Genomic DNA, 25,098 nt, shown 5'->3' with positions numbered 1-25,098 from the left:
ACGTCGTCAGGGGCGCAGACCGCGCAGCAGCAGATCGACCACCGACTCGAACTCGGCCTCGATCGCCGGGCGCTGCCACTCGGGGGCGTAGGCCGGGTCGTGGAAGCGGGCGGTCGCGTAGAAGAGCGCGCGAGCCGTGGTGCCCGGGTCGGGGGCGGTGAACTCGGCCTCCCGGGTGCCCTCCTCGACGATCGAGCGGACCTGGCCGACGAGCACGTCGAGGTGCCGGTCGACCACACCGCTGTTCTCGTCGATCAGCACGCTGTACGTGGCGAACAGCTCGGGGTCGTCGCCCGCCTTGTGGCGCTTGGCCTCGAAGAGGGTGGCGAACCAGGCGTGCAGCTTCTCCGGCGCCGGCCGCCCGGGGGCTTCGGTCAGCTCGGCGAGGGCCACCTCGGTGCGGGAGAGCCAGCGCTCGGTGACCGCCTCGCGCAGCGCGGCCTTGGTGCGGAAGTGGCGGTAGACGCTGCCGTGGCTGACGCCGAGCACCCGGGCCACGTCCACGACCGTCGCCTTCGCCGGGCCGTAGCGCCGGAGCACCTCCTCGGTCGCTTCGAGGATGCGCTCGGCGGTCAGGGTCTCGGTGGCGGCCATGGAATGACACTACCTGTCATCTCGGACGCTCAGTGCTCGCTGTCGAGGTGGGCCATCTGCGCCTCCGGGTAGCGCTCGCCGGCCGCCGCGCCCGCCGGGACGGCCGCCTCGATGGCCGCCAGGTCGGCCCGGTCCAGCGTCACGTCCAGGGCGCCGAGCGCCTCCGCGAGCCGGTCCCGGCGGCGGGCGCCGACCAGCGGGACGATGTCCGCGCCCTGCCGGGGCCCCTGGGCGAGCACCCAGGCGATGGCGGTCTGGGCGACCGTCACGCCCTTCGCCTCGGCGACCGCGCGCAGCCGGTCCACCAGGTCCAGGTTCCGGTCGAGGTTGTCGCCCTGGAAACGGGGGGACATCCCGCGGAAGTCGCCCGGGGCGAGCGCGCGGTCGCGGGTGAAGTGGCCGCTGATCAGGCCGCGGGAGAGGACTCCGTAGGCCGTGATGCCGATGCCCAGTTCGCGGGCGGTGGGCAGGATCTTGTCCTCGATGCCCCGGGAGATCAGCGAGTACTCGATCTGGAGATCCGCTATCGGGGCGACGGCGGCGGCCCGGCGCAGGGTGTCGGCACCGACCTCGGAGAGGCCGATGTGCCGGACGTGCCCCGCCTCGACCAGCTCGGCGATGGCGCCGACGGTCTCCTCGACCGGCACGTCCGGGTCGACGCGGGCGATCCGGTAGATGTCGATGTGGTCGGTGCCGAGCCGCTGCAGCGAGTAGGCCGCGAAGTTCTTCACCGCCGCCGGGCGGCCGTCGTACCCGGTGAAGCCGCCCTCGACCGTCCGCAGGGCACCGAACTTCACACTGGTCAGGGCCTGTTCGCGGGCGGCCGCCGGGGCAGTGCGCAGGGCCTCGTTGATCAGCAGCTCGTTGTGCCCCATCCCGTAGAAGTCGCCGGTGTCCAGGAGGGTGACGCCGGCGTCCAGGGCGGCGTGGATGGTCGCGATCGACTCGGCGCGGTCGCTCTCGCCGTACAGCGCGGACATGCCCATGCAGCCGAGGCCGAGGGCGGAGACCTGGGGGCCGGTGGTGCCGAGGGGGCGGGTGGGGAGGGAGGTCATGGCTGGCTCCTCGAAGGGATCGGAACGGCGCCGGACCGGAAGAGCGGCGCGCGACAACCATGACATGACCGATGACAGATTTCAATATCTGTCACTCCATGGTTCACCCGATCGAGCGAGGGAGGCGCAGGCTCAGTAGCAGCGTCAGCACCACCACACCCAGCTGGACCAGCAGCGTCGTCGTCAGCGCGGAGCCCATGTCCGCCGGCGAGGAGCCGAGCGAGAGGAAGAGCGAGCCGAGCGTCGCCACGCCGAGCGCCAGCGCCGACTGCTGCGTGGTCACCATGACCCCGCTGCCCACGCCCGCCCGCTCCGCCGGAACCTCCGACAGCACCACGCGGAACAGCACCGGCAGCTGAAGCCCCTGGCCGAAGCCCGCGATCGCCATGCCCGGCAGCAGGCTCCCCACCGACAGGCCCTCCCAGCCGCGCCACACCGTCCAGGCGAGCAGGGCGATGCCGAGCGCCTGGAACAGGGCGCCCGCCACCACGATCCGGGTGCCCCAGCGCCGTACCAGCCGCGGACCCGCGAGCGAGGCCGCGAAGAAGGCCACCGCCATCGGCACGAGCGCCAGGCCCGAGGCCACCGCGCCCATCGCCAGGCCCTGCTGCAGCGCCACCGCCATCACGAACATGAAGCCGCCGAAGCCGCCGGAGAGCGGCAGCACCACCGCGAGCCCCCGGCGCAGCGACACCAGGTCCAGCAGGCTCGGCGGCACCAGCGGCGTACCGCCCCTGCGGTCCGCGCGCAGCTCCACCCACCAGAAGGCGCCCGCCGCGAACGGGAAGACGGCCAGCGACACCCACGTCCACAGCGGCCAGCCCGCCGCCCGGCCCTCGGTCAGCGGCGCGAGCAGGGTGATCAGGGTCAGCGCCAGCAGCAGCGTGCCCGGCACGTCCACCGGCGCGGGCCGGTCCGAGCGGGTCTCGGGGACCGAGCGGGCCGCGAGCGCGAGGCCGACGAGCGCCACCGGCACGTTGACCAGGAAGATCGACCGCCAGCCGCTGCCCGCCACGTCGGCGGCGACGAGCACGCCGCCGAGGATCTGGCCGGCCACCATCGCGAGGCCGGCGGTCGCCCCGTACAGGCTCAGCGCCTTCGCGTGCCGGGCGCCCGACGTCGAGGAGTGGATCGTCGCGAGGACCTGGGGCAGCATCAGCGCCGCCGCGGCGCCCTGAGCCACCCGGGCGCCGACCAGCGTCCAGGCGTCCGGGGCGAGCCCGCAGGCGAGCGAGGTGACGCCGAAGGCGGCCATGCCCGCGAGGAAGAGCCGGCGACGGCCGAAGAGGTCGCCGAGCCGTCCGCCGAGCACGAGCAGCACGGCGTACGACAGGCCGTATCCGGCGACGACCAGCTCCAGGAGGGCCGGTCCTGCCGCCAGGTCGTGGTCGATGGTCGGGAGGGCGACGTTGACGATGAAGAAGTCGATGAGCGGCAGTGCCGCCCCGAGCAGCACGGTGAACAGGCCGAGGGAGCCGAGGGCCGGCCGGTCGTGGTCGACGACCGCGGCGGTACGGGCAGGGGTGGATGTCGTAGTCACGCATCCGACCCTGCGCCCCGGCCCAGCCTGGTACCAGAGTGTCTTTATCCTGGTACAAGCACTACCTGGAAACGGGCTGAGCGCCCCGGCACCCTGGGAGTATGACCGTCATGGTGGCTGAACCCGACATCCGGCGACACGAGCTGGCCGGATTCCTGCGCAGTCGGCGCGAACGCATCACCCCCGAGGAAGTGGGGCTCCCGCGCGGCCGGCGCCGCCGCACCCCGGGGCTGCGTCGCGAGGAGGTCGCCCAGCTCTCCGCCGTCGGCGTCACCTGGTACACCTGGCTGGAACAGGCCAGGCCCATCCAGGTCTCCCCGCAGGTCCTCGACGCCCTCGCGGGCGCCCTGCTGCTCGACCCCACCGAGCGGTCCCACCTCTTCGCCCTCGCAGGTCAGGCCGACCCGCATCCCGAGACGGCCTGCCCGACGGTCACCCCCGCGCTGCGCGGACTGCTCGAACAGCTGGAGCCCGTCCCGGCCTGCGTCCAGAACAGCCGCTACGACTTCCTGGCCTACAACCGCACCTTCGGGCGGCTCTACTGCGACCTGGACGCGTTGCCCCGCGAGGACCGCAACACGCTCTGGCTGGCCTTCACGAACGACGAATTCCGCGCCGCCGTCACGGACCTGCCGGACATCCTGCGCGCGATGGCCGGAAAGTTCCGCGCCTCCATGGCCGAGCACCTGGCCGAACCCGCCTGGAAGGCGATGCTGAACCGGCTCCAGGCGGCCTCCCCGGAGTTCCGCGAGATCTGGGCCCGGCACGACGTCGTCGACCAGGCGAGCCGCGCCAAGGTCGTCCGCAACGCCGACGTCGGCACGCTGCGCCTGGAGCACACCAACCTGTGGCTCGGCCCCGCCGCCGGACCCCGCCTCGTCACGTACGTACCGCTCGACGAGGAGTCACTGGCCGGGCTCGAACGGCTCCAGGCCCTGGTCGTCGCTCAGGAGGCGGCTCGGACCGCTCAGGAGGCGGCGGAGGCCGCCGGTGTCCGGGCCGTTCAGGAGAAGGCCGCCGCGCGGACCGCTCACGACGAGGCCGCCCTCGCCGTCGCCTGAAGCCCGCCCTCCCCCTCGAGCCGCCGCGCCGTCCGCTCCGCCGTGCCCCGCGCCCATGCACCGCTGGTCAGGGCGCCGGCGACCAGCACGCACAGGCCGCAGCCGGTGATGATCCAGTAGGCGGGCCCGCTCGCCTCGCCGAAACCCTTCAGCCCGTTCTCGTACGAGGTGGTGCCGAGCCCCGCCGTGAGCACGGCGCCCACCACCGCGACGCCCAGCGTCTGGCCGATCTGGCGGCTGGTGGAGGCCACGGCCGCCGCCACCCCGGCCTGCTCGCGGGGCATGCCGGACACCGCCGTGTTGGTGATCGGCGCGTTCACCAGGCCGAAGCCGATGCCGAAGACCACGTATCCGGTGAACAGCAGCGGCGTGCTCGTCTCCGCCTCGAAGGCGGCGAACATCAGCGGGCCCGCCGCCATCGCCGTCCCCGCGATCAGCAGGGACGGCCGCGGCCCGCGCGCACCCACCAGGCGGCCGGACAGGGGAGCGAAGACGAAGGTCATCGCCGCCATCGGCAGCATGGAGAGCCCCGCCTGGAGGGCGGAGAGCCCCCGCACGTCCTGGAGGTAGAGCGTGTTCACGAAGAGGAAGCCGCCGAGCGCGGCGAAGGCGCAGACCGCGATCACGGTCGCCCCGCTGAACGGCGCGCTGCGGAAGAACCGCAGGTCGATCAGCGGCTCCCGGCGCCTCGGCTCGTAGAACAGCAGCCCGGCCAGGGCGAGGACCGCCACCCCCAGGAAGAGCGGGCTGCTCTCGATGATCGCGTACGTGAGCGAGCCGAGCAGGACCGTCACCAGGACCTGGCCCACGGGGTCGGGGCGCCGGGGGCGGGGCGCGCGGGACTCGGGGACGTAACGGAGGGTGAGGGCCAGCGCGGCCAGCCCGACCGGCAGGTTCACCCAGAAGATCGCCCGCCAGCCGACCGACTCGACGAGGAGCCCGCCCACCAGCGGACCCGCCGCCATGGAGACGCCCACGACCCCGCCCCAGACGCCGATGGCACGCGCGCGTGCCGCCGGATCCGTGAAGGTGTTGGTGATGATCGACATGGCGACCGGGTTGAGCATCGAGCCGCCCACCGCCTGCACCATGCGGAACGCGACCAGCGCCCCCAGGGTGGGCGCGAGCGAGCAGAGCAGCGAGCCGACCACGAAGAGCACGAGCCCGGTCGTGAACACCTTGCGGCGGCCGATCCGGTCGGCCGTGGAGCCCGAGAACATCAGCAGCGAGGCCAGCACCAGGGTGTAGGCGTCGATGGTCCACTGCAGGCCCGGGACGGACGCGTCCAGCTCGCGCTGCATGGAGGGGAGCGCCACGTTGAGCGCGGTGTTGTCCAGGCTGACGATCAGCAGGCTCATGCAGCAGATCGCGAGGACGAGCAGCCGGCGGCGCCGGGTCAGGGGTGCCGGAGTGAGCTGCCGTGATGTGAGCTCGGACATGTGCGGATAGTACGGCTGTCTAAAGACCTTCGCAGTACGCGACAATGGGCGAATGACCGCGTTCTCCCCCCTCGCCATCGGGCCGCACATCGTGCAGCCGCCGGTGGTGCTCGCGCCGATGGCCGGCATCACCAACGCACCCTTCCGCACCCTCTGCCGTGAGTTCTCCGGAGGGAAGGGCCTGTTCGTCAGCGAGATGATCACGACGCGGGCGCTGGTCGAGCGCAACGACAAGACCATGCAGCTCATCCGCTTCGACGAGACCGAGAAGCCCCGGTCGATCCAGCTGTACGGCGTCGACCCGGTGACCGTCGGCAAGGCCGTCCGGATGATCGTGGACGAGGACCTGGCCGACCACATCGACCTGAACTTCGGCTGCCCCGTCCCCAAGGTGACCCGCAAGGGCGGCGGCTCGGCCCTCCCGTACAAGCGGCCGCTGCTGCGGGCGATCCTGAACGAGGCCGTGACCAACGCGGGCGACCTGCCGGTCACCATGAAGATGCGCAAGGGCATCGACGACGACCACATCACCTACCTCGACGCCGGCCGGATCGCCGTCGAGGAGGGCGTCACCGCCATCGCCCTGCACGGCAGGACCGCCGCCCAGCACTACGGCGGCACGGCCGACTGGGACGCCATCGCGCGCCTCAAGGAGCACGTGCCGGAGATCCCGGTGCTCGGCAACGGCGACATCTGGTCAGCGGACGACGCGCTGCGGATGATGCGCGAGACCGGCTGCGACGGCGTCGTCGTGGGCCGCGGCTGCCTCGGCCGCCCCTGGCTGTTCGCCGACCTCGTGGCCGGCTTCGAGGGCACGGGCGGGTACGCGCAGCCCGGGCTGCGGGTGGTCGCGGACACGATGGTGCGGCACGCGGGGCTGCTCGGCGAGTGGCTGGGCGACGAGTCGCGCGGTGTCGTCGACTTCCGCAAGCACGTGGCCTGGTACCTCAAGGGCTTCTCGGTCGGCTCCGAGATGCGCAAGAGGCTCGCCGTCACCTCGTCGCTGGACGAGCTGCGCGCCGGGCTCGACGAGCTCGACCTGGACCAGCCCTGGCCGGTCGGCGCGGACGGGCCGCGCGGCCGGACCTCCGGCAACAACCGGGTCGTCCTGCCGGACGGCTGGCTCAAGGACCCGTACGACTGCGCGGGCGTGAGCGAGGACGCGGAGCTGGACACCTCGGGCGGCTGACCCCGCCGCGTCGGCGACGCCGGGCGCGGGCGTCGGGCGTCGGGCGTCGCGTGTCGCCCCCGGAGGGTCGGACGTCGGGCGTCGGACGTGGGACGTGGGACGTGGGACGTCGGGCGTCGGACGTGGGACGTCGGGCGTCGGACGTGGGACGTCGGGCGGCGAACCCCCGGATCGTCGGACGTCGGGCGGCCGGCCGGGCGGTCCACAGGACTGCCGGCCGGGCCGCGTCGCGGGTGGCCGGTTATCGACGGAGTCGGACGGAACGGCCCGGGAAGCGACCGGGTGCGCCCTAGGATGGGCGGCTGCGAGACAGCTGGCCGGACTCAGGTGGGGGGCCGCGTTGGTCAACGTCGTCTTCGTGCACGGCACGGGGGTACGCGAGGAGTCGTACCGGAAGTCCTGGCGCAGGGTCGCCCGCGGCCTCGGCCGGGTCCGGCCGGACGCCCGGCTGGTGCCCTGCTTCTGGGGCGAGCGCCTCGGCGCGCGGCTCGCCCTCGGCGGCGCGTCGGTGCCGCGGCCCGACCAGAACCGCTCGGCACCCGTGCCGTCCGGCGACACTTCCGACGACGGGCTCGGCCCCTGGGCCGCGCTCGACGCCGACCCGCTCGCCGAGATCCGGGCGCTCGCCGCCATCGGCGGGGAGGGCGGCCGCCGGGGGTACGTCCCCGGGCGCCGCGACCCCTGGGACGACCTGGCCGACAAGGTCCGCGCCCTCGACGGCGGCGACCTGCCCGAGGACGTCTGGCTGACCGAGGACCTCGCGCCGCACCTGGCCGCCGCCGCGCGGACCGTGGCCGCCGAGATCGCCCTGCGGCTCGCGGGCGGCGACGCCCCCTCCGACGGCGAGTCGCTGGCCGCCCGCGCCGTGGTCGCCGCCGCGGTCGCGGCCGCCGACGAGGAGTCCGACGCCGACGAGCCGCTGCCCGTCGACGGCACCGAGCGCGACCGGCTCGTCCAGGCGCTCACCGACCGCCTCGGCGGCAAGGACCGCGGCGTCGTCGGCCATGCCCTCGACCCGCTCCTGTGGGCGGGCGCCGGCCTCGTCCGCGCCCACGGACGGGACCGCACCACCCAGGGCGTGGTGCCCGCGGGCGGCGACATCCTGCGCTACCAGGCCCGCGGCGAGGAGCTGCGCGACCGGATCGCCGAGACCGTCGCCCTCACCCGCGAACAGGAACCCGGCCGGCCCGTCGTCCTGCTCGCCCACAGCCTCGGCGGCATCGCCTGCGTCGACCTGCTCGCCACCCGCGCGGTGCCCGGCGTGGACCTGCTCGTCACGGTCGGCTCCCAGGCGCCCTTCCTCTACGAGATCGACGCGCTCGCCGGACTGCGCCGCGGCGAGGAGCTGCCCGGGCACTTCCCGCGCTGGCTCAACCTCTACGACCAGCGCGACCTGCTGGGCTTCGTCGGCGAGGGCGTCTTCCCCGGCCGGGTCACCGACGTCCGGGTCAACCTGCGCCAGCCCTTCCCGCGCTCCCACACCGGCTACTTCGCCCACGCGCCCCTCTACGACCGGCTGGCCACGGAGCTGCCGTGATGCGCGAGGAACGGGCCGCTCACCCCACCGACCTGTCCGACGCCCATGCCGTCGTCGTCGCCATCGAGGAGTACGCCGACGGCGGCGACTGGCAGCTCGACGGGCCCGCCGCCGACGCGGCCAGGATGATGGGCTGGCTGGTCAGACGCGGGATGCCGGAGGAGAACATCGTCCTCCTGGCCTCGCCGCTGGCGCGGAACGCGCTGAACTTCGCCGAGTTCACCCGCGTCGACCAGCGGACCGCCGACCGCGCGACCATCCGCCAGGTGTTCCGGGAGGAGCTGCGCGAGCTGCCCGGCGACTGGCTCTGGGTCTACTGGGCCGGGCACGGCCTGATCATGGGCGAGAACAAGTGGGGCCTGCTCTACCCGGAGTCCCGCGCCAACGACCTCGACGCCGTCGACGCCGAGAACCTGCTGTCCCTGCTCAACACCGCACACCTGCCCGCCCGCAGGGTCCGCCGCGCCACCGTCATCATCGACGCCTGCCGCAGCGCCCTGCCGCCCCGCATGCACGTCCACGCCCGCAGACCCGAACCGATCGCCGAGGAGTCGCTGACCGACGTCGAGCGCAAGGTGTTCCTGATGCGGGCCGCACAGCTCGGCTCCGTCGCCAAGAACCCGGGCGGAGCGGGCCTGTTCACCTCCAACCTGCTCGGCGTGCTCGAAGAGCACGGCCGCGCCGACGCGCCCATCGACCTCGACGCCGCCTGGCTGGCGCTGCGGGCGCGGTTCGAGGAGCTGCGGGACGCGGGCGACACCCCGCAGCTACCCACCCTCTACGCCCGGAACTGGGACGAGAAGGAGGACCACCTCGACCTCGTCCCGCGCGAGACCGGGGAACGGCGGCGCGGCCGGCGCCTGCTGGCCCGCGCCGTCCGTACCGTCCTGGACGGCGGCACCGTCTCCGCCGCCCGCATCGCCCAGGGTCTCGAGGAGCAGCTCGGCACCGAACCGCCCGCCGGTGAGGACGCCGAAGGCCTCGCCGACTGGGCCCTCACCAGCGCGCACGGCCCCGCCACCCTCCTGCACCTGCTGGCCGAGGCCGCCCCGGCCGCCATGGGCGCGTACGAGTGGCAGGAGCTCGCCGTGACGGTGAGCCTCGACCACTGGATGCTCTGCCGCGAGTACGACGAACTCGTGCGCCTGCTCGTCGACGAACCGGCACCCGTCCACAAGGTGTTCGCCGACACCGCGCGGCACGTCGTCGGCCTCGTCCTGGACAGCGACCGGCCCGTACACGTCATGGACGAACTGGAGGCCCGCCGGGTCGGCCCCCAGCAACTGCCGCCCCTGCTGCGCACCGTGGAGCACACCGCCGCCGCGCTGCGCCCCGCCCCGCTCGCGGAGCGGCTGCGGGACTGGTCGCTGCGCTGCGCCCGCCGCCTCGGCGTGGAGCAGGCCCTCGTCGAACGGCGCGTCGAGGCCGAGAAGTCCGTGGCGCCGCAGGGCGACGGCGGCAGGGGGCCGGAGGCCGACGACTGCGTCCAGATCCGGCTCTCCCGCGTTGCCGGCGAGCGCTGGACCTACCGGATGTGGACCCGCGGCCCGGACGGCACAGCCGACCTCCTCGCGGCCGGCGACACGTCCCAGGACCTCGACGCCGTCGAACGGCACGTGGACGCCCTCCTCGTGCGCTACGCCCGGCCGGGCCGGACCCGGGTCGAGTTCTTCCTCGACGCCAAGGACCTCGAACTGGCCGTGCACCGCTGGCACATCGGTGCCGGGCAACCGGTCCGGCGCGCCATCGGCATCGAGTTCGACGTGGTCGTCCGCTGCGCCGACCAGCGCTTCGAGAGCCACGACCACCTCTGGCGCGACCGCTGGACCCGGGTGGGTGCCGCGGACACGGGCGACCTCCACTGGCCCTCCGCCGCGGCCGACCCCGCCAAGGTCTACGCCGAGCTGCTCAACCGCGACGACGCGCCCGGCATCGTCCTCACCACGCCCGCCGGCGCCCGCGGTGCCGTCCTGACGGTCTGCGTGTTCGGCGGGGCGCCCGTGGTCTTCTGGCACGGCGGCCGGGAAGAAGACGGCGGGCGCGAGCAGTTGAGGAGACTGCTCGCCGCCGGCGCGCTGGCCGACCTGCCCGCGGCCCTGCGCAGACTGCGGGCGCACGACGCGGCCCAGGACGACCACCCCGGCAGCCACCTGGCGCTGCTCTGGGACGACCCGGACCGCCGCCTGCCCCCGTCCCTGCCCCTGTCGGCCCCCTGACCCCGAGGAGAAACGGAACATGACTGACGACTGGCGGCTGTTCAGGGGCGAAGGCGAGCCCCACGCGGTCGACCGCTGGCCGGCCCCCCCGCCGTGGCGGGCCTTCGGGACCGCCAGGGAAGGCGGCGAGCAGCGTCCCGTACGCCATGTCATCGCGCCCGAGGACCGCGACACCGTCAACGCCGCCCTGCACCTGCACCGGCCGCTCCTGGTCACCGGCCGTCCCGGCACCGGCAAGTCCACCCTGGCCCGCGCCATCGCCGAGGAGCTCGTCCTGGGCGAGGTGCTGCACTGGCCGGTCAACAGCCGGTCCACCCTCACCGAGGGGCTCTACCACTACGACGCCGTCGGACGGCTGCGCGACGCCTCCCTCGCCCGGCACGGCGGCGACTCCGAACCGGCCATCGGGGACTACCTGCGGCTCGGCCCGCTCGGCACCGCCCTGTTGCCCCGCGACACGCCCCGGGTGCTGCTGATCGACGAGCTCGACAAGGGCGACGTCGACCTGCCCAACGACCTGCTGACCGTCTTCGAGGACGGCACCTACGAGATCCCCGAGCTGTCCCGGCTCAGCCAGACCCGGGTCGACGTCCGCACCGCCGACCCCGGCGCCGAGACCGCCACCGTCGAGCACGGCCGGGTCACCTGCCGGGTCTTCCCCGTCGTCGTCATCACCAGCAACGGCGAACGCGACTTCCCGCCCGCCTTCCTGCGCCGTTGTGTCCGGCTCGACCTCAGGCAGCCCGACGAGGAGCAGCTGCGCGAGATCGTCCGCATGCACCTCGGCGACGACAAGGACGCGGTCGCCCGCGAGCTGATCGCGGACTTCCTCGAACTGCGCGAGTCCCAGTCCCACGACCTCGCCACCGACCAGCTGCTCAACGCCGTCCACCTGCGGACCTCGGGCATCGCCATCGACTTCGAGGGACTGCGTGCCTCCGTGCTGCGCTCCCTGGTCGAAGTGGACGAGTGAGCGGCCCATGACCATCCACCGGCTGTGCGGGTTACTGGAGGACGCGGGCGTCGAGCTCTCCACCGAGGAGCTGCTCGACATCCTGTGGCTCGCCGTGACCACCCGCCCCGGGACGGCGGAGCCCGGCGACCAGCCGTCCGCCGCCGCACAGCCGGCCGCGCCCGAACCCACCCCGACGGCCCCGCCGGACGGCCACGACGGCACCGGCGAGGACCCCGACGCCGAAGGCGACCGGGACGGCGACCGGCCCGAGGACCGCGACCGGCGCGCCGCCGAGGCCATCGCCGCGGGCCTCTACGCACCGGGCGGCGGCAGGCCGGGCGGCCGGCTGCCCGCGAGACCCGTCGACGTCCGCGGGGTGCGCGCCCTCCCGGCCGCCCGCGGGCTGCACCGCGCGCTGCGCCCGCTGCGCCGCCCGGTCCCGTCCCGTACCGCCGTCGTGCTCGACGAGAAGGCGACCGCCGACCTGATGGCCGAGGCCGCCGTGCCGGACGTGGTGCTGCGGCCCGCGTCCGAACGATGGCTGGAGGCCGTGCTCGTCATCGACGACGGACCGTCGATGGTGCTGTGGCGGCAGTACGCGGCCGAGGCCCGCGCCCTGCTCGAACGGCAGGGCCTCTTCCACCGGGTCCGCACCTACGGCCTGGACAGCGGCGACCCGCTCCGGCCGGTGCTGCGCAGCCGCCCCTTCCAGCCGTCCAGCTCCCGCACCCTCGCCCGTCGCCTCGCCGACCCCGTGCGGCCCACCGTCGTCCTGGTCCTCTCCGACGGCGTCGGCCCCGGCTGGGCGAGCGGCGCGATCCCTCGGCTCCTCGACCGCTGGGCCGGCCACTCGCCGGTCGCCGTCGTCCAGCCCCTGCCCGAGCGGCTCTGGCCCGTGCCCGGCATGCCCGTCGAGCACCTGCTCGTCACCGCCGACCGGCCGGCCGCCCCCGGCCGTTCGCTGCGGGTACGGCACCCGGTGCTGCCGAAGGAGCTGGTCCGCTACGAGGGGACCGCGATCCCCGTCCTCGAACTGGAGGAGGCCCGCCTTTCGGCCTGGGCCGGGCTGCTCCTCGGTCGCGCCACGACGGGCCCGCTGCCGGTCCTGATGCTGCCCGACCCGCCGGCGGGCGCCGACGCGCCCGAGGGGCCCCGCGGCTCCCGGGACCCGCGGGAGCAGGACCCGGGGGACCAGGACCCGCGGGACCGGGACCAGGGGCCGGCCGGCCCGGCGACCCTCTCCCCCGAGGAGCGGCTGCGCCGCTTCCGCGGCTCCGCCTCGCCCGAGAGCCGCCGGCTCGCCGGCGCCCTCGCCTCCGTACGGCCGCTGACCCTGCCCGTGATGCGGCTCGTCCACCGGGCGCAGCCGCCGGGGCCGGGCCGGTTCCACCCGGCGCAGCTAGCGGAGGTGTTCCTCGGCGGGTTGCTGCGCCGCGCCGGCGAACCGGATCTCCGCACCGAAGGCCGGCCCGCCGACCGTCGTCATCCGGACAACGTGGAGTACGAGTTCCTGCCCGGGGTCGCCGATCTGCTCCTCGACACGGTGCGGACCTCGCACGCCGTGGAGACGGCCGAGCGGGTCGGGGCGTTCCTGATGAGCCGGCGCGGGGTGGGGCCGGAGTTCCGGGCCAGGCTCTCGGGCGGGACGGGCGCCTCGGTGGTGGACGCGGAGGCGGGGCCGTTCGCCGCCGCGTCGCCGCAGCTGCTGCGCCGTCTCGGGCTGTCCGCGCAGCCGCCACGGCCGCAGCCGGTCGGGCAGACCGGGACCGCCGTGCCGGCCGAGAAGGAGGACGTGCAGCTGGGCCACGTATGGCCCCGGCTCGCCGCGCTGGTGCGGCTGCTGCGGGACGACCCCACGTCGCCGGGTCTGGTGGGCCGGGCGGCCCGGCGGTTCAACGAGTGGCTGGGCGTCGACGAGCCCGGTTCCGATCCCGTCTACGTGGTCGACCAGCTCGCGAGCACCCTGGTCTCCGCCCGCTACGAGACGGCGGCCGAGGAGCTGCGGACGCTGCTCAGGGACGGGATCGCGCCCTACGTCGCGGACTCGCGGCTGGCGGCCCGCAACGTACGCGGCCATCTCGCGATCGCCCTGTCCACGCTCGGCGAGACGGACGAGGCGCGGGCGCATCTGCAGGACATCATCGCGATCTCGGAGCGGGAGCACGGCCCCGAGCACCACTACACGCTCAACGCCCGGCGCTACCTGCACGAGATGCTCTGGGACGCCGACCGGCTGGAGGAGGGCGAGGCGGCGGGCAGGAGCCTGATCGAGGCGCTGGCCCGGCTCCCGTACGCGCCAGAGCAGCCCGACCGCGGCCGGGTGTTCATGACCCAGGGCTACATCCTGCGCGACCTGGGCAGGCTGCGGCCGGCGCAGGCCGCCTTCCTCTCGGCCTCCGCCGCCTTCGCCGACGAGTCCGGCTTCGACCACGACACCACGCTGCACGCGCGGGGCTGGGTCGCGAGCACGCTGTTCCGGCTGGGGCGCGTCGGGGACGCGGAGGAGGAGGTGCGCGACGTCCTGCGCCGGATCGACGACCTGCAGGAAGGCGGGGAGGAGAGCGGGGCGGCGGCACAGAGCGGGGCGGAGGACGGGACGCGGTACGGCACCGGGCGGCTGCTCGCGCTGAGCCTGCTCGGCGACATCCTCAAGCGGACCCAGCGCACCGAGGAGCTGGTGACCGTCCGCCAGGCGGAGCTGGAGACCTCGGAGGGCCGCAGCGGCGCCGAGTCCCGGCGTTCGATCAGCGCCCGGCGCTACTGGGCGGACGCGCTGCGGGAGGCCGGCGACTTCGAGGCGGCGCTGCGGGAGGCGGAGGCGGCGGTCGCGCTGGCCGAGCGCTCGCTGGGGGAGCGCCACGTGGAGACGCTGCTCTGCCGGGAGCTTGTCGCGCTCGTGCTGACCGGCCTGAGCCGCTACGAAGAGGCGGAGCTGCTGCTGCGCCGGGTCCTCGCGCAGGGGCGTGACGTGCTGGGCGACGACGCCCCGCAGACGCTGAGCTTCCATCACAACGTGGGCTGGGTCCTGTGGCACGCGGACCGCCAGGCGGAGGCCGCGGCGGTGCTGGAGCCGGCGCTCGCGGACCATGTGCGGGTGCTCGGCGAGGACCACGCCAACACCCGGGTGACCCGCCGGGTCTACGCACGGGTGCTTCAGGAGTTGGAGCGGACCGAGGAGGCGGAGGCCCTTCTGCGCGCGCTTCTCGACGCCGAGCAACGGCTGCTCGGCCCGGACGAGCCGTCGGTGGCACGGACCCGCCGCGATCTGGGGGACCTGCTGCGGGACACCGGCCGGTTCGAGGAGGCGCGGGAGCAGTACGTCAAGGTGCGGCGGATCCGCGAGGCCCTGTACGGGCCGGAGGCGTCCAGCACGCTGGCGGTCGCGCACAGTCTCGGCTACGTCCTGATCGAGGCCGGGCGGCACGCGGAGGCGGCCGGGGTCCTGCAGGAGGTGGCCCGCTCACGTGAGCGGGTCCTGGGAGCGGAGCACGTGGCCACGCTGTGGTCGAAGGAACGCCTGGCCAGGGCCCTGGAGGGGCTGGGGCGCCGGTCGGAGGCGACCCTGCTGTGGTCGGCGGCGCGCGACACGGCCGTACGGCTGTGGGGCGAGGACCACGCCGTCGCGGTGGCGGCACGGGAGGGGCTCGCCCGGCTCGGCGAGTAGTGCGCACCCCGTGCCGGCCCTGGGCCGGCCGCGGTCCGCGCCCTGCCCGGCCCGCTCCGCCCCGCCGCCCCGGTCCGGATCCTGGGAATCGCACCGTCCCGGGGGAGTGATTCTCGCCACCCTTGATAGGGGTAGTGCTCAGATGAGCATGTTACGGACCCCTGTGGCGCTTGAAGGATGGCACGGAGTGCCATCCATTTTGCGTTCAAGAGTTGAACGCATATGCCATTCAGGGCGCTCATCTGAGCGAAGAAGCCCAGGTTTGAGTCAAAGGGTCTTCGGGGCCTGAAAGCGGAAGCTACCGCTCAGTTACTTTCGATGTGCTGGCGGACGGGTGGTTAAGACCGGGTGACCGGTAGGCGTACCTCCCCAGACGCCTTCGATCTGGGTATGTTCCTCGCCGTCAGGGCAGCCAACCGAGTCGTCGAGGAGTCGGGACCCGTGTCGGAAAACAATGATCAGAAGTTCGTGTACGACTTCACCGAGGGCAACAAGGACCTCAAGGACCTCCTTGGTGGCAAGGGCGCGAACCTCGCCGAGATGACCAATCTCGGCCTCCCGGTTCCCCCCGGCTTCACGATCACCACCGAGGCGTGCAAGGTCTACCTCGACAGCGGCTCCGAGCCGGCCGAGCTCCGCGACGAGGTCAGCGCGCACCTCGACGCCCTCGAGCGCAAGATGGGCAAGAAGCTCGGCCAGGCCGACAACCCGCTGCTCGTCTCGGTCCGTTCCGGGGCCAAGTTCTCGATGCCGGGCATGATGGACACGGTCCTCAACATCGGCCTCTCCGACGCCTCGGTCGAGGGCCTCGCCGCCCAGGCCGACAACGAGCGCTTCGCCTGGGACTCGTACCGCCGTCTGATCCAGATGTTCGGCAAGACCGTCCTCGGCGTGGACGGCGAGCACTTCGAGGACGCGCTCGACGAGGCCAAGGCCGCCAAGAAGGTCGCCAGCGACACCGACCTGGACGCCGGCGACCTGAAGAAGCTCGTCAAGCAGTTCAAGAAGATCGTCAAGACCGAGACCGGCCGCGACTTCCCGCAGGACCCGCGCGAGCAGATGGACCTCGCCATCGAGGCCGTCTTCAACTCCTGGAACACCGACCGCGCCAAGCTCTACCGTCGCCAGGAGCGCATCCCGCACGACCTCGGCACCGCCGTCAACGTGTGCTCCATGGTCTTCGGCAACCTCGGCCCCGACTCCGGCACCGGCGTCGCCTTCACCCGCGACCCCGCCTCCGGCCACGCGGGCGTCTACGGCGACTACCTGCAGAACGCGCAGGGCGAGGACGTCGTCGCCGGTATCCGCAACACCGTGCCGCTCGCCGAGCTCGAGTCCATCGACAAGGCGTCGTACGACCAGCTGATGCAGATCATGGAGACCCTCGAGACGCACTACAAGGACCTGTGCGACATCGAGTTCACCATCGAGCGCGGCCAGCTCTGGATGCTCCAGACCCGCGTCGGCAAGCGCACCGCCGGTGCCGCCTTCCGCATCGCCACCCAGCTCGTGGACCAGGGCCTCATCGACGAGGCCGAGGCGCTGCAGCGGGTCAACGGTGCCCAGCTCGCCCAGCTGATGTTCCCCAAGTTCGACGAGAACGCCAAGGTCGAGCAGATCGGCCGCGGCATCGCCGCCTCCCCGGGCGCGGCCGTCGGCAAGGCCGTCTTCGACTCGTACACGGCCGTCAAGTGGTCCCGTTCCGGCGAGAAGGTCATCCTGATCCGCCGTGAGACCAACCCGGACGACCTGGACGGCATGATCGCCGCCGAGGGCATCCTGACCTCCCGTGGCGGCAAGACCTCGCACGCCGCCGTCGTCGCCCGCGGCATGGGCAAGACCTGTGTCTGCGGCGCCGAGGAGCTCGAGGTCGACACCAAGCGCCGCCGGATGACCACCTCTTCGGGCGTGGTCGTCGAAGAGGGCGACGTCGTCTCCATCGACGGCTCCACCGGCAAGGTCTACATCGGTGAGGTACCCGTCGTACCGTCCCCGGTCGTCGAGTACTTCGAGGGCCGCATGCACGCCGGCGCCGACGACGCCGACGAGCTGGTCCAGGCGGTCCACCGGATCATGGCCTACGCCGACCGCGTCCGCCGGCTGCGGGTCCGCGCCAACGCCGACAACGCCGAGGACGCCTCGCGCGCCCGCCGCTTCGGCGCCCAGGGCATCGGCCTGTGCCGCACCGAGCACATGTTCCTCGGTGAGCGCCGCACGTTCGTCGAGCGGCTGATCCTGGCCGACACGGACGAGGAGCGCGAGGAGGCCCTCAAGGCCCTCCTCCCGCTGCAGAAGCAGGACTTCGTCGAGCTCTTCGAGGCGATGGACGGCCTGCCCGTCACCGTCCGGCTGCTCGACCCGCCGCTGCACGAGTTCCTGCCCGACATCACCGAGCTTTCGGTGCGCGTCGCCCTCGCCGAGGCCCGCAAGGAGCCGCACGAGAACGACCTGCGCCTGCTGCAGGCCGTGCACCGCCTGCACGAGCAGAACCCGATGCTGGGTCTGCGCGGCGTGCGCCTCGGCCTGGTCATCCCCGGCCTGTTCACCATGCAGGTCCGCGCCATCGCCGAGGCGGCCGCCCAGCGCATCGACGCCAAGGGCGACCCGCGCGCCGAGATCATGATCCCGCTCGTCGGCACCGTCCAGGAGCTGGAGCTGGTCCGCGAGGAGGCCGAGGAGGTCATCGCCGAGGTCCAGGCGAAGACCGGCGTCGAGCTGAAGCTGGCGCTCGGCACCATGATCGAGCTGCCGCGCGCCGCCGTGACCGCCGGTCAGATCGCCGAGGCCGCCGAGTTCTTCTCCTTCGGCACCAACGACCTGACGCAGACGGTCTGGGGCTTCTCCCGCGACGACGTGGAGGCCAGCTTCTTCACCGCGTACCTGGAGAAGGGCATCTTCGGCGTCAGCCCGTTCGAGACCATCGACAAGGACGGTGTCGGCGCCCTGGTGCGCAGCGCCGTCGAGGCCGGCCGCGCCACCCGCCCCGACATCAAGCTCGGTGTCTGCGGCGAGCACGGCGGCGACCCGGAGTCGGTGCACTTCTTCCACGAGGTGGGCCTCGACTACGTCTCCTGCTCGCCGTTCCGGATCCCGGTGGCGCGCCTGGAGGCCGGCCGCGCGGCCGCCGAGTCGAAGGGCAGCGACAGCCGCTGAACCGCGGTTCAGTAGCAAAGACCACCGGAGCCGTCGCTCGTCCCCGACCCTCAACACCGATGGGCGGCGGCTCCGGTTCGCAAGAGAGACGGGGCGGACACCTTGTGCGGAGGTGTCCGCCCCGTCGTATTTCGTCCCGATCGACTGTTGCATGATCGTTGGGTAAATGTGAGTTCCTGTTCAATCGGCCCTGGTTTTGTTCCTCGTTGAATTCTGGGCCTTTGAACTTTCACGCGTCCGGCAACGTTCAGCATCGACTGACAACGTTTCCGTACCGCAAACACGAGGCGGGCGCGACCCCCGGATCCCCACCCGGAGGCCGCGCCCATTACCCTCGTCGGGCAGGTGAGCCGCAACCTCGCCGACCGCCGCCGGACGCAGCAAAGCCCCCCACGGTCTTCGCCACGTCACCTCGGTCCTGAAGGTTTCCTGCCCGACACGCACAGCTTTTCGGTTGACCCCTGTTCGCCGCGATGCTTTTCAAGTGTGGCTGAAACACCCTGGTAACGTGCAGTGATGCTGTGCATACTCGTCGTCGGGGGTGGTTGCGAGTGCACAGGTGGGGGTTCCATGCTGCGGATTCATTTCAGCGGAAACGACTTGGCCGGGGTCCGGATGGCCGCCCGGCCGGATGTTCTGTGGGAAACGATTCTCAGTTTTCACCGTTTAAGGGACCGGCGCGGCTCGGTGGTCTACGGGGAATGGCGGTCGGAAGCACGGATACGGCTGGGCGCCGAGACGCGGCTGCTCGCCGCGCTCGTGCCGGGCCGCGGCTATTTCCCCGACTTCCTGACCCCGCCCCAGGGGATTCTCGGCCTCGATGAGGCCCTGGACGCGATCCGCGGCACCCGGCCCGCCCGGCTGCACACCGAACTGTCCCTGATCGGCGCCGCCCGCGCCGGGCGCCCCGCCGTGCCGTCCGCACTGCGCGCCCTCGCCGACGGGGGCTCCGAGCCCCTCGGCCGGCTCCTCGCGGCGCTGCGCAGCTACCACCGGGCCGCCATCGAGCCGTACTGGGCGCACATCCAGGCCCGCGTCGAGGCCGACCGGGCACTGCGCGGACGGGCCCTGCTCGACGGGGGCGCGGACGAGCTGCTCGCCTCGCTGCCACCGATGTTCCGCTGGCAGAGCCCCGTCCTGGAGGCCGACTACCCGGTCGACCGGGACGTCCACCTCGACGGGCGCGGACTGCTGCTCCAGCCCTCGTACTTCTGCCGCGGCACCCCGGTCGTGCTGCGCGACCCCGGGCTTCCGCCGGTCCTGGTCTATCCGATCACCCACTGCGAGGCGCCGACCGTGCGCGAGCCGGGCCTGCCCTCGCTCGCCAAGCTCGTGGGCCACACCCGCTCCGCGGTCCTGAGCGCCATCGGCGACGGGGGCACCACGAGCGAACTGGCCCGCAGGGCGGGGGTGTCCCTCGCCTCCGCGAGCCAGCACGCGGGTGTGCTGCGCGAGGCCGGCCTGGTCGCCACGCTGCGCCACGGCAACGCGGTCCTGCACACCCTCACGCCGCTGGGCGCCGCCCTGCTGGGCGGCCCCCAGCGCCACCGGGAGTCGAGCGGCGCCCAACGCCGCAGGGAGACCCGGTGTTACGCGCGGAACGGGCCGGTCACCTCGTAGGTGATGCCGCCCGAGGAGCTGCCGCTGGTGCCACGCTGACTGGAGAAGTACAGGCGGCGGCCGTCGGGGGAGAAGGCCGGTCCGGTGATCTCGGAGCCGGACTGGCCGGTGATCCGCAGGAACGGCGCGACGACGTCGTCCGGGGTGATGATGCAGATCTCCATGTTGCCGCCGTCCTCGGCGACGAACAGGTCACCGGAGGAGGATCCGGTGACATTGTCGACGCCGGTCAGCGGCGGGGTCCCGCTCACCAGCGAGTCGTCGTAGGCCAGTTCGTACGTGCCGGCGGCCAGGTCGACCTGCCACACCCGGTTGTCGCCCTTGGTGGTGAACCAGACGGTGTCGTTCGCGTAGTAGCAGCCCTCGCCGCCGTTGAAGCGCTTGGCGCCGGAGACCTGGTTGCGGGTGACGGTCGGCGAGCCGTCCGGGTCCGGCACGTTCTGCCAGGTGAAGGTGCCGGAGGTCGCGGTGCCGGCCTTGAAGACCTGCAGGGTGCCGGAGGAGAGGTTGCCCCAGGTGGTGGGCAGGAAGCGGTAGAAGCAGCCGTCCGTCTCGTCCTCGGTGAGGTAGATCGCGTGGCGCACGGGGTCGGCCGCGGCGGCCTCGTGCTTGAACCTGCCCAGGGCGTCCCGGCGGACGGCCGCGTTCACCCCGTACGGGTCGGTCTCGTAGACGTAGCCGAGGGAGACCTCCTCGCAGGACAGCCAGGTGTTCCACGGGGTCTTGCCGCCCGCGCAGTTCTGCCGGGTGTTGGAGAGGATGCGGTAGGCGCCGGTGACGGTGCCGGAGGAGCCGAACCTCACCGCGCTCGCGCCGCCGCTCGGGTTGATCTCCGAGTTGGAGACGTAGATCCAGCCCGTTCCGTCGGCGAAGCAGGCGCCGCCGTCGGGGGCGTTGTGCCAGGCGTACGAGGTGCCCGGGACCGTCTGGCCCGAGCGGGCGATGACCCGGCTGGTGAAGCCGCTGGGCAGCTGGATGCCGTTGGCGTCCGCCGCGCCGAGCGCCCCGTACGGGCCGGCGCCGGGCTGGGCGGGCGCGGCGAAGGCCGCCCCGCCCCACAAGGTGCCGCCGAAGGCGGCGGCCGACGTGCCGATGACCGCTCCACGCAGGAAACTGCGTCGCTCCACGTCTCACTCCTGTCGAGGGTGTGAACCGCCCCGCCGCACCGGTCGGCCGCGGGGTCGCGCGTCCCGGAACCTAGGCGGACGCAATTGCCGGTGCGTCAACAAGCGGTGAAGGGGAGGCGGCGGACGGCGGGCGGGGCGGTCCCGCAGGTCAGCGCCGGTCCCGCGCGGCCCCTGACGTACGCTCCTCCCGAAAGCGAGACCGGGGAGGGACACATGGAACGACGTGCGTTGATGCTGGCCATGGGGGGATTCGTGGGGGCCTGGGGCGGCAGCGCCGTCCTGGGGGCGGCACCCGCCGAGGCCGCCACCGGGGGCGGGACCGTCGTGGACGTCACCGCCCACGGGGCCAAGGGGGACGGGGCGACCGACGACACGGCCGCGTTCCAGAGCGCTCTCGCGGCGGTGAAGGCCGTGCCGGGCGGGGCGACCCTCCTGATACCGCCGGGCACCTATCCGATCGGTACCAGCCTCGTCCTCGGCGCCGGCACCACCGTCTCCGCGTACGGCGCCCGCATCGTCCGGACCAAGGACAGCGGAGCCCTGCTGAAGAACTTCGACTCCGTCACGCCCGTGTACGGCTACCAGGGCGCGGGTTCGATCGCCGTCCTCGGCGGTACGTGGGACATGCGCGGCGGTCAGTTCACCAAGCAGAGCGACGCCATCGGCTTCGCCCACTGCGAGGGCGTCCTGGTGAAGGACTGCACCTTCGTCGACACGCCCTCCGCGCACGCCGTCGAGCTCAACGCGGTCAGGAACGCGGCCCTCGTGAACTGCGTCTTCGACGGCCACCACCCCGGCGACGGGGCGAGCCTCACCACCAAGGAGGCCGTCCAGATCACCTGCGCCACCGAGGGCAACCTGCCCGCGCCCGCCTACGACGCCACCCCGTGCCAGGACATCCTCATCACCGGCTGCACCCTGCGCGCCGGCACCACCACCGGGCCGTTCGGCGCGCTGTGCGGGGACCACTGGGGCGCCAAGGGCGTGTTCCACCAGCGGATCCGGGTCATCGGCAACACGGTCGAGAAGAGCGGCGCGTACGGCGTGCGGGCCGCCGACTGGCGGGACTCCGTGATCGCCGACAACACCATCACCGGCATCGCCGCCCACGGCATCTACCTCAACTCGCCCCAGGGCAACGGCCTCAGCGGCATCACCGTCTCCGGCAACACCGTGCGCGGCGTCGACGGCAGCGGCGGCATCTCGGTCACCGTCCCGGCGGGCGGTGCCCGCCACAGCGGCATCGTCATCACCGGCAACACCGTCGAGTCGGTCAAGGGCGAGGCCGCGATCTACGCCGTCCAGACCGACGGCCTCACCCTCACCCGCAACACCGTCACCACCACCCTGCGCCTGACCCCCACCGGCAACTGCCAGGGCATCCACGTCCAGAGCTCGCCCAACGCGATCATCGCCGGCAACGCCGTCTCGGACGTCCAGGGCGACGGCATCGGCGTCGACAGCGCCGCCACCGGCACCCTGATCGCCGACAACACGGTTCTCACCACGACGGGGCCCGGCATCAACGCGGGCGTGAACGGTGCCACCCTGCGCGGCAACCGCGTCACCGGAGCCACCACCTACGCGCTCCGCATCGGCGGCAACGCGGCCGGCGCCTTCCTCCAGGGCAACACCGTCGGCGCGGTCACCGGCGGGGCCTCGGGCGGGGCCATCGGAGTGATGGCGGGTTCCAGCGGCACCTGGCTGATCGGCAACGACCTCACCGCACGCGGCGCCGGAGTCCCCGCGATCACGGACAACGGCAGCGGCACCACCGCCGCCCAGAACCTGATCTGAGGAAAGCTCCGGCGCGGCGATGAGTTTCGCGGCCGGGCCCCGTCTTAACTCTCGTAAGCGCCACACGAGAGATGAGACAGAGGAAAGAGCGACACCATGCCGCAGATGATCTTCGTGAACCTGCCCGCCAAGGACCTCGACGTCACCAAGGCCTTCTGGAACAAGCTCGGCTTCTCCTTCAACCCGCAGTTCTCGGACGAGACCTCGGGCTGTCTGGTGATCAGCGACACGATCTTCGCGATGCTGCTCACCGAGGAGAAGTTCCGGACGTTCACCGCGCCCGGCAAGGAGATCTCCGACGCGACGAAGAACACCGAGGTGCTGATCACCCTGAGCCGCGACACCCGCGAGGGCGTCGACGAGCTGGCCGACGCGGCCCTCGCCGCCGGTGGCAGCGCGGCGAAGGAGCCGCTGGACCACGGCTTCATGTACGGCCGCTCCTTCACCGACCCGGACGGCCACCACTGGGAGGTCTTCTGGATGGACCCGGCCGCGGTCCAGGGCTGAGGGTTTCGTTTCGCGGACCTGTCGTGCGGATCAGGCGGAGACCCCGCCGTCCACGACCAGGTCCGCACCCACGGTGGAACCGGCGGCGTCGGATGCCAGATGGAGCACCGCCGCGGCCACCTCCGCCGCCGAGGAGATCCGCCCCAGCGGCGACTGCTCCTTCATCCGCACCTCCCGCTCGGCCTCCGTCTCGCCCGGCCGCAGCGACATCGAGGACTCCGAGGCCCCCGGGCTGACCGCGTTGATCCGGATGCCGTCGGCGATGTGGTCGCGGGCGGCGGCCCGGGTCATCGCGGAGACGGCGGCCTTGGACACCTGGTAGCCGAAGACGCCCGGGATGCGGACATGGGCGCCCAGGTTGGAGGAGATGTTGACGATCGCCCCGCCGCCGTGGGCGCGCATGTGGGCGATCTCCGCCTGGAGCGCGTGCAGGACGCCGGTGACGTTGATGTCGAGCAGCGTCTGCCAGTCCGCCAGCGGGAAGTCGGCGGCGCTGTGGCCGCCGCGGAAGACGCCGGCGTTGTTGACGGCGACGTCCAGCCCGCCGAAGGCCTCGACCGTGTCGCCCACCAGTCGGCGGGTGTCCTCGGCACTGGCCACGTCGGCGGTGAACGCGCGGGCGGTGCCGCCCGCGGCCCCTATCAGCGCCACCGTCTCGTCGAGGGTCGCGGCGCTGCGGCCGGCGACGGCGACCTTCGCGCCCTCGGCGGCGAAGGCGAGCGCGATGGCCCGGCCGAGGCCGGTCCCGGCACCCGTGACGAGGACGGTGCGGTCGGTGAAGCGAGCAGACATGTCGGCTCTCCTGTGATGACGGATCAGGTCGTTCGGATCAGTTCGTACGGGTCGGTTCGTACGGGTCGGTTCGTACGGGTCAGGTCGTGCCGGATCGTTCGTACGGGACGACAGCGCGGCGAGCGCGGCCAGGGGCCGCGAAGCCCACGGTGGACGGCCAAGGACCCCTTGTAATTGACCGTACATTCCAATATCAGACCCGAAAAGAAGGGCGCCTCTCGACGCCCTTCTCTCGCGGGACCGTCAGTCGAGCAGGGCCAGCGCCTGCTCCGCCGCGTCGCGCACGCGCCCCGGGTCGCTCGACGCCTTGCCGACGATCCGCAGCCCCTGCATCAGGACGAGCAGCATGCGCGCGAGCGCCCGCGGGTCGCGCCCGGGGGGCAGCTCGCCCTGCGCCGCGGCCCGCGCGAGGGCCGCGTGCAGCAGGGTCTCCAGGTGCTCCCAGCTGAGCTCGACCCGGCGTGCCACGCTCTCGTCGTGCGCCCCCAGCTCGGCCGCCGAGTTGGTCACCAGGCAGCCGCGCAGCCGGGTGGCGTCCGCGCCCGCCTCCGCGGCGAAGCGGCGCACCAGCGACCGCACGGCCGGCAGTGCGGGACCCGGCGCGGACAACTCCTCGACCAGGAACGGGTTCTGCGTCTCCGCGTAACGCTCCATCGCCTTCAGGTACAGCTCGTGCTTGCTCCCGAAGGTCGCGTACAGGCTCTGCCGGCCGATGCCGAGGCGCTCGACCAGGTCGGCCATCGTCGTCGCCTCGTAACCCCGCTCCCAGAACAGGTCGAGGGCCGAGTGGAGTGCCGCCTCCGGGTCGAATTCCTTGGTCCGTGCCACGTGCCGGACGCTACGCCTTTCTGG

17 protein-coding genes are annotated in these 25,098 nt (G+C 72.9%); 10 read left to right on the top strand and 7 right to left on the bottom strand.

Annotated elements, in window-relative coordinates; all coding sequences use genetic code 11:
* Positions 1-6: 6 nt before the first annotated feature.
* The 3 genes from ACIGEZ_RS03660 to ACIGEZ_RS03650 form a co-directional block, all read right to left on the bottom strand.
* Entirely contained in the window at positions 7-594 is a 588-nt protein-coding gene (locus ACIGEZ_RS03660) for a TetR family transcriptional regulator (protein ID WP_399825168.1), read from the bottom strand.
* A gap of 29 nt (positions 595-623) precedes the next feature.
* Positions 624-1,649, bottom strand: a complete 1,026-nt coding sequence (locus ACIGEZ_RS03655) for an aldo/keto reductase (protein ID WP_399825166.1) — start codon at positions 1,647-1,649, stop codon at positions 624-626.
* Positions 1,650-1,752: 103 nt separating this feature from the next.
* On the bottom strand, positions 1,753-3,189 hold the full coding sequence (locus ACIGEZ_RS03650) for an MFS transporter (protein ID WP_399825164.1): 1,437 nt from the start codon (positions 3,187-3,189) through the stop codon (positions 1,753-1,755).
* 110 nt (positions 3,190-3,299) lie between these two features.
* Between ACIGEZ_RS03650 and ACIGEZ_RS03645 the strand changes: the two genes are divergently transcribed.
* Positions 3,300-4,250 (top strand): helix-turn-helix domain-containing protein, encoded by a 951-nt coding sequence (locus ACIGEZ_RS03645; protein WP_399825162.1) that lies wholly within the window; start codon positions 3,300-3,302, stop codon positions 4,248-4,250.
* On the opposite strand, the gene ACIGEZ_RS03640 is transcribed toward ACIGEZ_RS03645, so the two are convergent.
* Complete coding sequence (locus ACIGEZ_RS03640) at positions 4,220-5,689, bottom strand: MFS transporter (RefSeq protein ID WP_399825160.1); 1,470 nt, start codon at positions 5,687-5,689, stop codon at positions 4,220-4,222. The two genes, ACIGEZ_RS03645 and ACIGEZ_RS03640, sit on opposite strands and share 31 nt — an antisense overlap.
* Before the next feature lie 52 nt (positions 5,690-5,741).
* Here ACIGEZ_RS03640 and dusB point away from each other — a divergent pair, with 52 nt between their 5' ends.
* The 7 genes from dusB (at position 5,742) to ACIGEZ_RS03605 (ending at position 20,023) form a co-directional block, all read left to right on the top strand.
* A complete protein-coding gene (gene dusB, locus ACIGEZ_RS03635) occupies positions 5,742-6,878 on the top strand; it encodes a tRNA dihydrouridine synthase DusB (protein ID WP_399825158.1) in 1,137 nt (378 codons plus the stop codon).
* 340 nt (positions 6,879-7,218) lie between these two features.
* Positions 7,219-8,415, top strand: coding sequence for a hypothetical protein (locus ACIGEZ_RS03630; RefSeq protein WP_399825156.1), 1,197 nt, complete (start codon positions 7,219-7,221; stop codon positions 8,413-8,415).
* Entirely contained in the window at positions 8,415-10,631 is a 2,217-nt protein-coding gene (locus ACIGEZ_RS03625) for a caspase family protein (protein WP_399825154.1), read from the top strand. Before ACIGEZ_RS03630 ends, ACIGEZ_RS03625 begins: the two co-directional genes overlap by 1 nt.
* Before the next feature lie 19 nt (positions 10,632-10,650).
* The gene (locus tag ACIGEZ_RS03620; protein ID WP_399825152.1) at positions 10,651-11,604 is read left to right on the top strand and encodes an AAA family ATPase; all 954 of its coding nucleotides are present in this window, start codon (positions 10,651-10,653) and stop codon (positions 11,602-11,604) included.
* A gap of 7 nt (positions 11,605-11,611) precedes the next feature.
* Positions 11,612-15,250, top strand: a complete 3,639-nt coding sequence (locus ACIGEZ_RS03615; RefSeq protein WP_399825150.1) for an SAV_2336 N-terminal domain-related protein — start codon at positions 11,612-11,614, stop codon at positions 15,248-15,250.
* Positions 15,251-15,691: 441 nt separating this feature from the next.
* Entirely contained in the window at positions 15,692-18,403 is a 2,712-nt protein-coding gene (ppdK, locus tag ACIGEZ_RS03610) for a pyruvate, phosphate dikinase (protein ID WP_399825148.1), read from the top strand.
* 570 nt (positions 18,404-18,973) lie between these two features.
* Positions 18,974-20,023 (top strand): ArsR/SmtB family transcription factor, encoded by a 1,050-nt coding sequence (locus ACIGEZ_RS03605; RefSeq protein ID WP_399825146.1) that lies wholly within the window; start codon positions 18,974-18,976, stop codon positions 20,021-20,023.
* Here ACIGEZ_RS03605 and ACIGEZ_RS03600 read toward each other — a convergent pair.
* On the bottom strand, positions 19,993-21,150 hold the full coding sequence (locus tag ACIGEZ_RS03600) for an alkaline phosphatase PhoX (RefSeq protein ID WP_399825144.1): 1,158 nt from the start codon (positions 21,148-21,150) through the stop codon (positions 19,993-19,995). The two genes, ACIGEZ_RS03605 and ACIGEZ_RS03600, sit on opposite strands and share 31 nt — an antisense overlap.
* A 213-nt stretch (positions 21,151-21,363) precedes the next feature.
* Between ACIGEZ_RS03600 and ACIGEZ_RS03595 the strand changes: the two genes are divergently transcribed.
* Together ACIGEZ_RS03595 and ACIGEZ_RS03590 are read left to right on the top strand one after the other, a co-directional pair.
* On the top strand, positions 21,364-22,947 hold the full coding sequence (locus ACIGEZ_RS03595; protein ID WP_399825142.1) for a right-handed parallel beta-helix repeat-containing protein: 1,584 nt from the start codon (positions 21,364-21,366) through the stop codon (positions 22,945-22,947).
* A 96-nt stretch (positions 22,948-23,043) separates the two neighbouring features.
* Complete coding sequence (locus tag ACIGEZ_RS03590; protein WP_399825140.1) at positions 23,044-23,454, top strand: VOC family protein; 411 nt, start codon at positions 23,044-23,046, stop codon at positions 23,452-23,454.
* Positions 23,455-23,484: 30 nt separating this feature from the next.
* Here the strand turns inward: ACIGEZ_RS03590 and ACIGEZ_RS03585 are convergent, their stop codons facing one another.
* Positions 23,485-24,246: an SDR family NAD(P)-dependent oxidoreductase gene (locus tag ACIGEZ_RS03585; protein ID WP_399825138.1), complete on the bottom strand. Its 762-nt coding sequence runs from the start codon at positions 24,244-24,246 to the stop codon at positions 23,485-23,487.
* A 243-nt stretch (positions 24,247-24,489) separates the two neighbouring features.
* Complete coding sequence (locus ACIGEZ_RS03580; protein WP_399825135.1) at positions 24,490-25,074, bottom strand: TetR/AcrR family transcriptional regulator; 585 nt, start codon at positions 25,072-25,074, stop codon at positions 24,490-24,492.
* Between the last annotated feature and the right edge of the window lie 24 nt (positions 25,075-25,098).

Origin of the sequence: Streptomyces sp. NPDC085481 (assembly GCF_044541845.1) — a bacterium.
GTDB lineage: Bacteria > Actinomycetota > Actinomycetes > Streptomycetales > Streptomycetaceae > Streptomyces.
The sequence above is the reverse complement of the archived record's forward strand: the minus strand, read 5'-3'. Positions and strand labels throughout refer to the sequence as shown.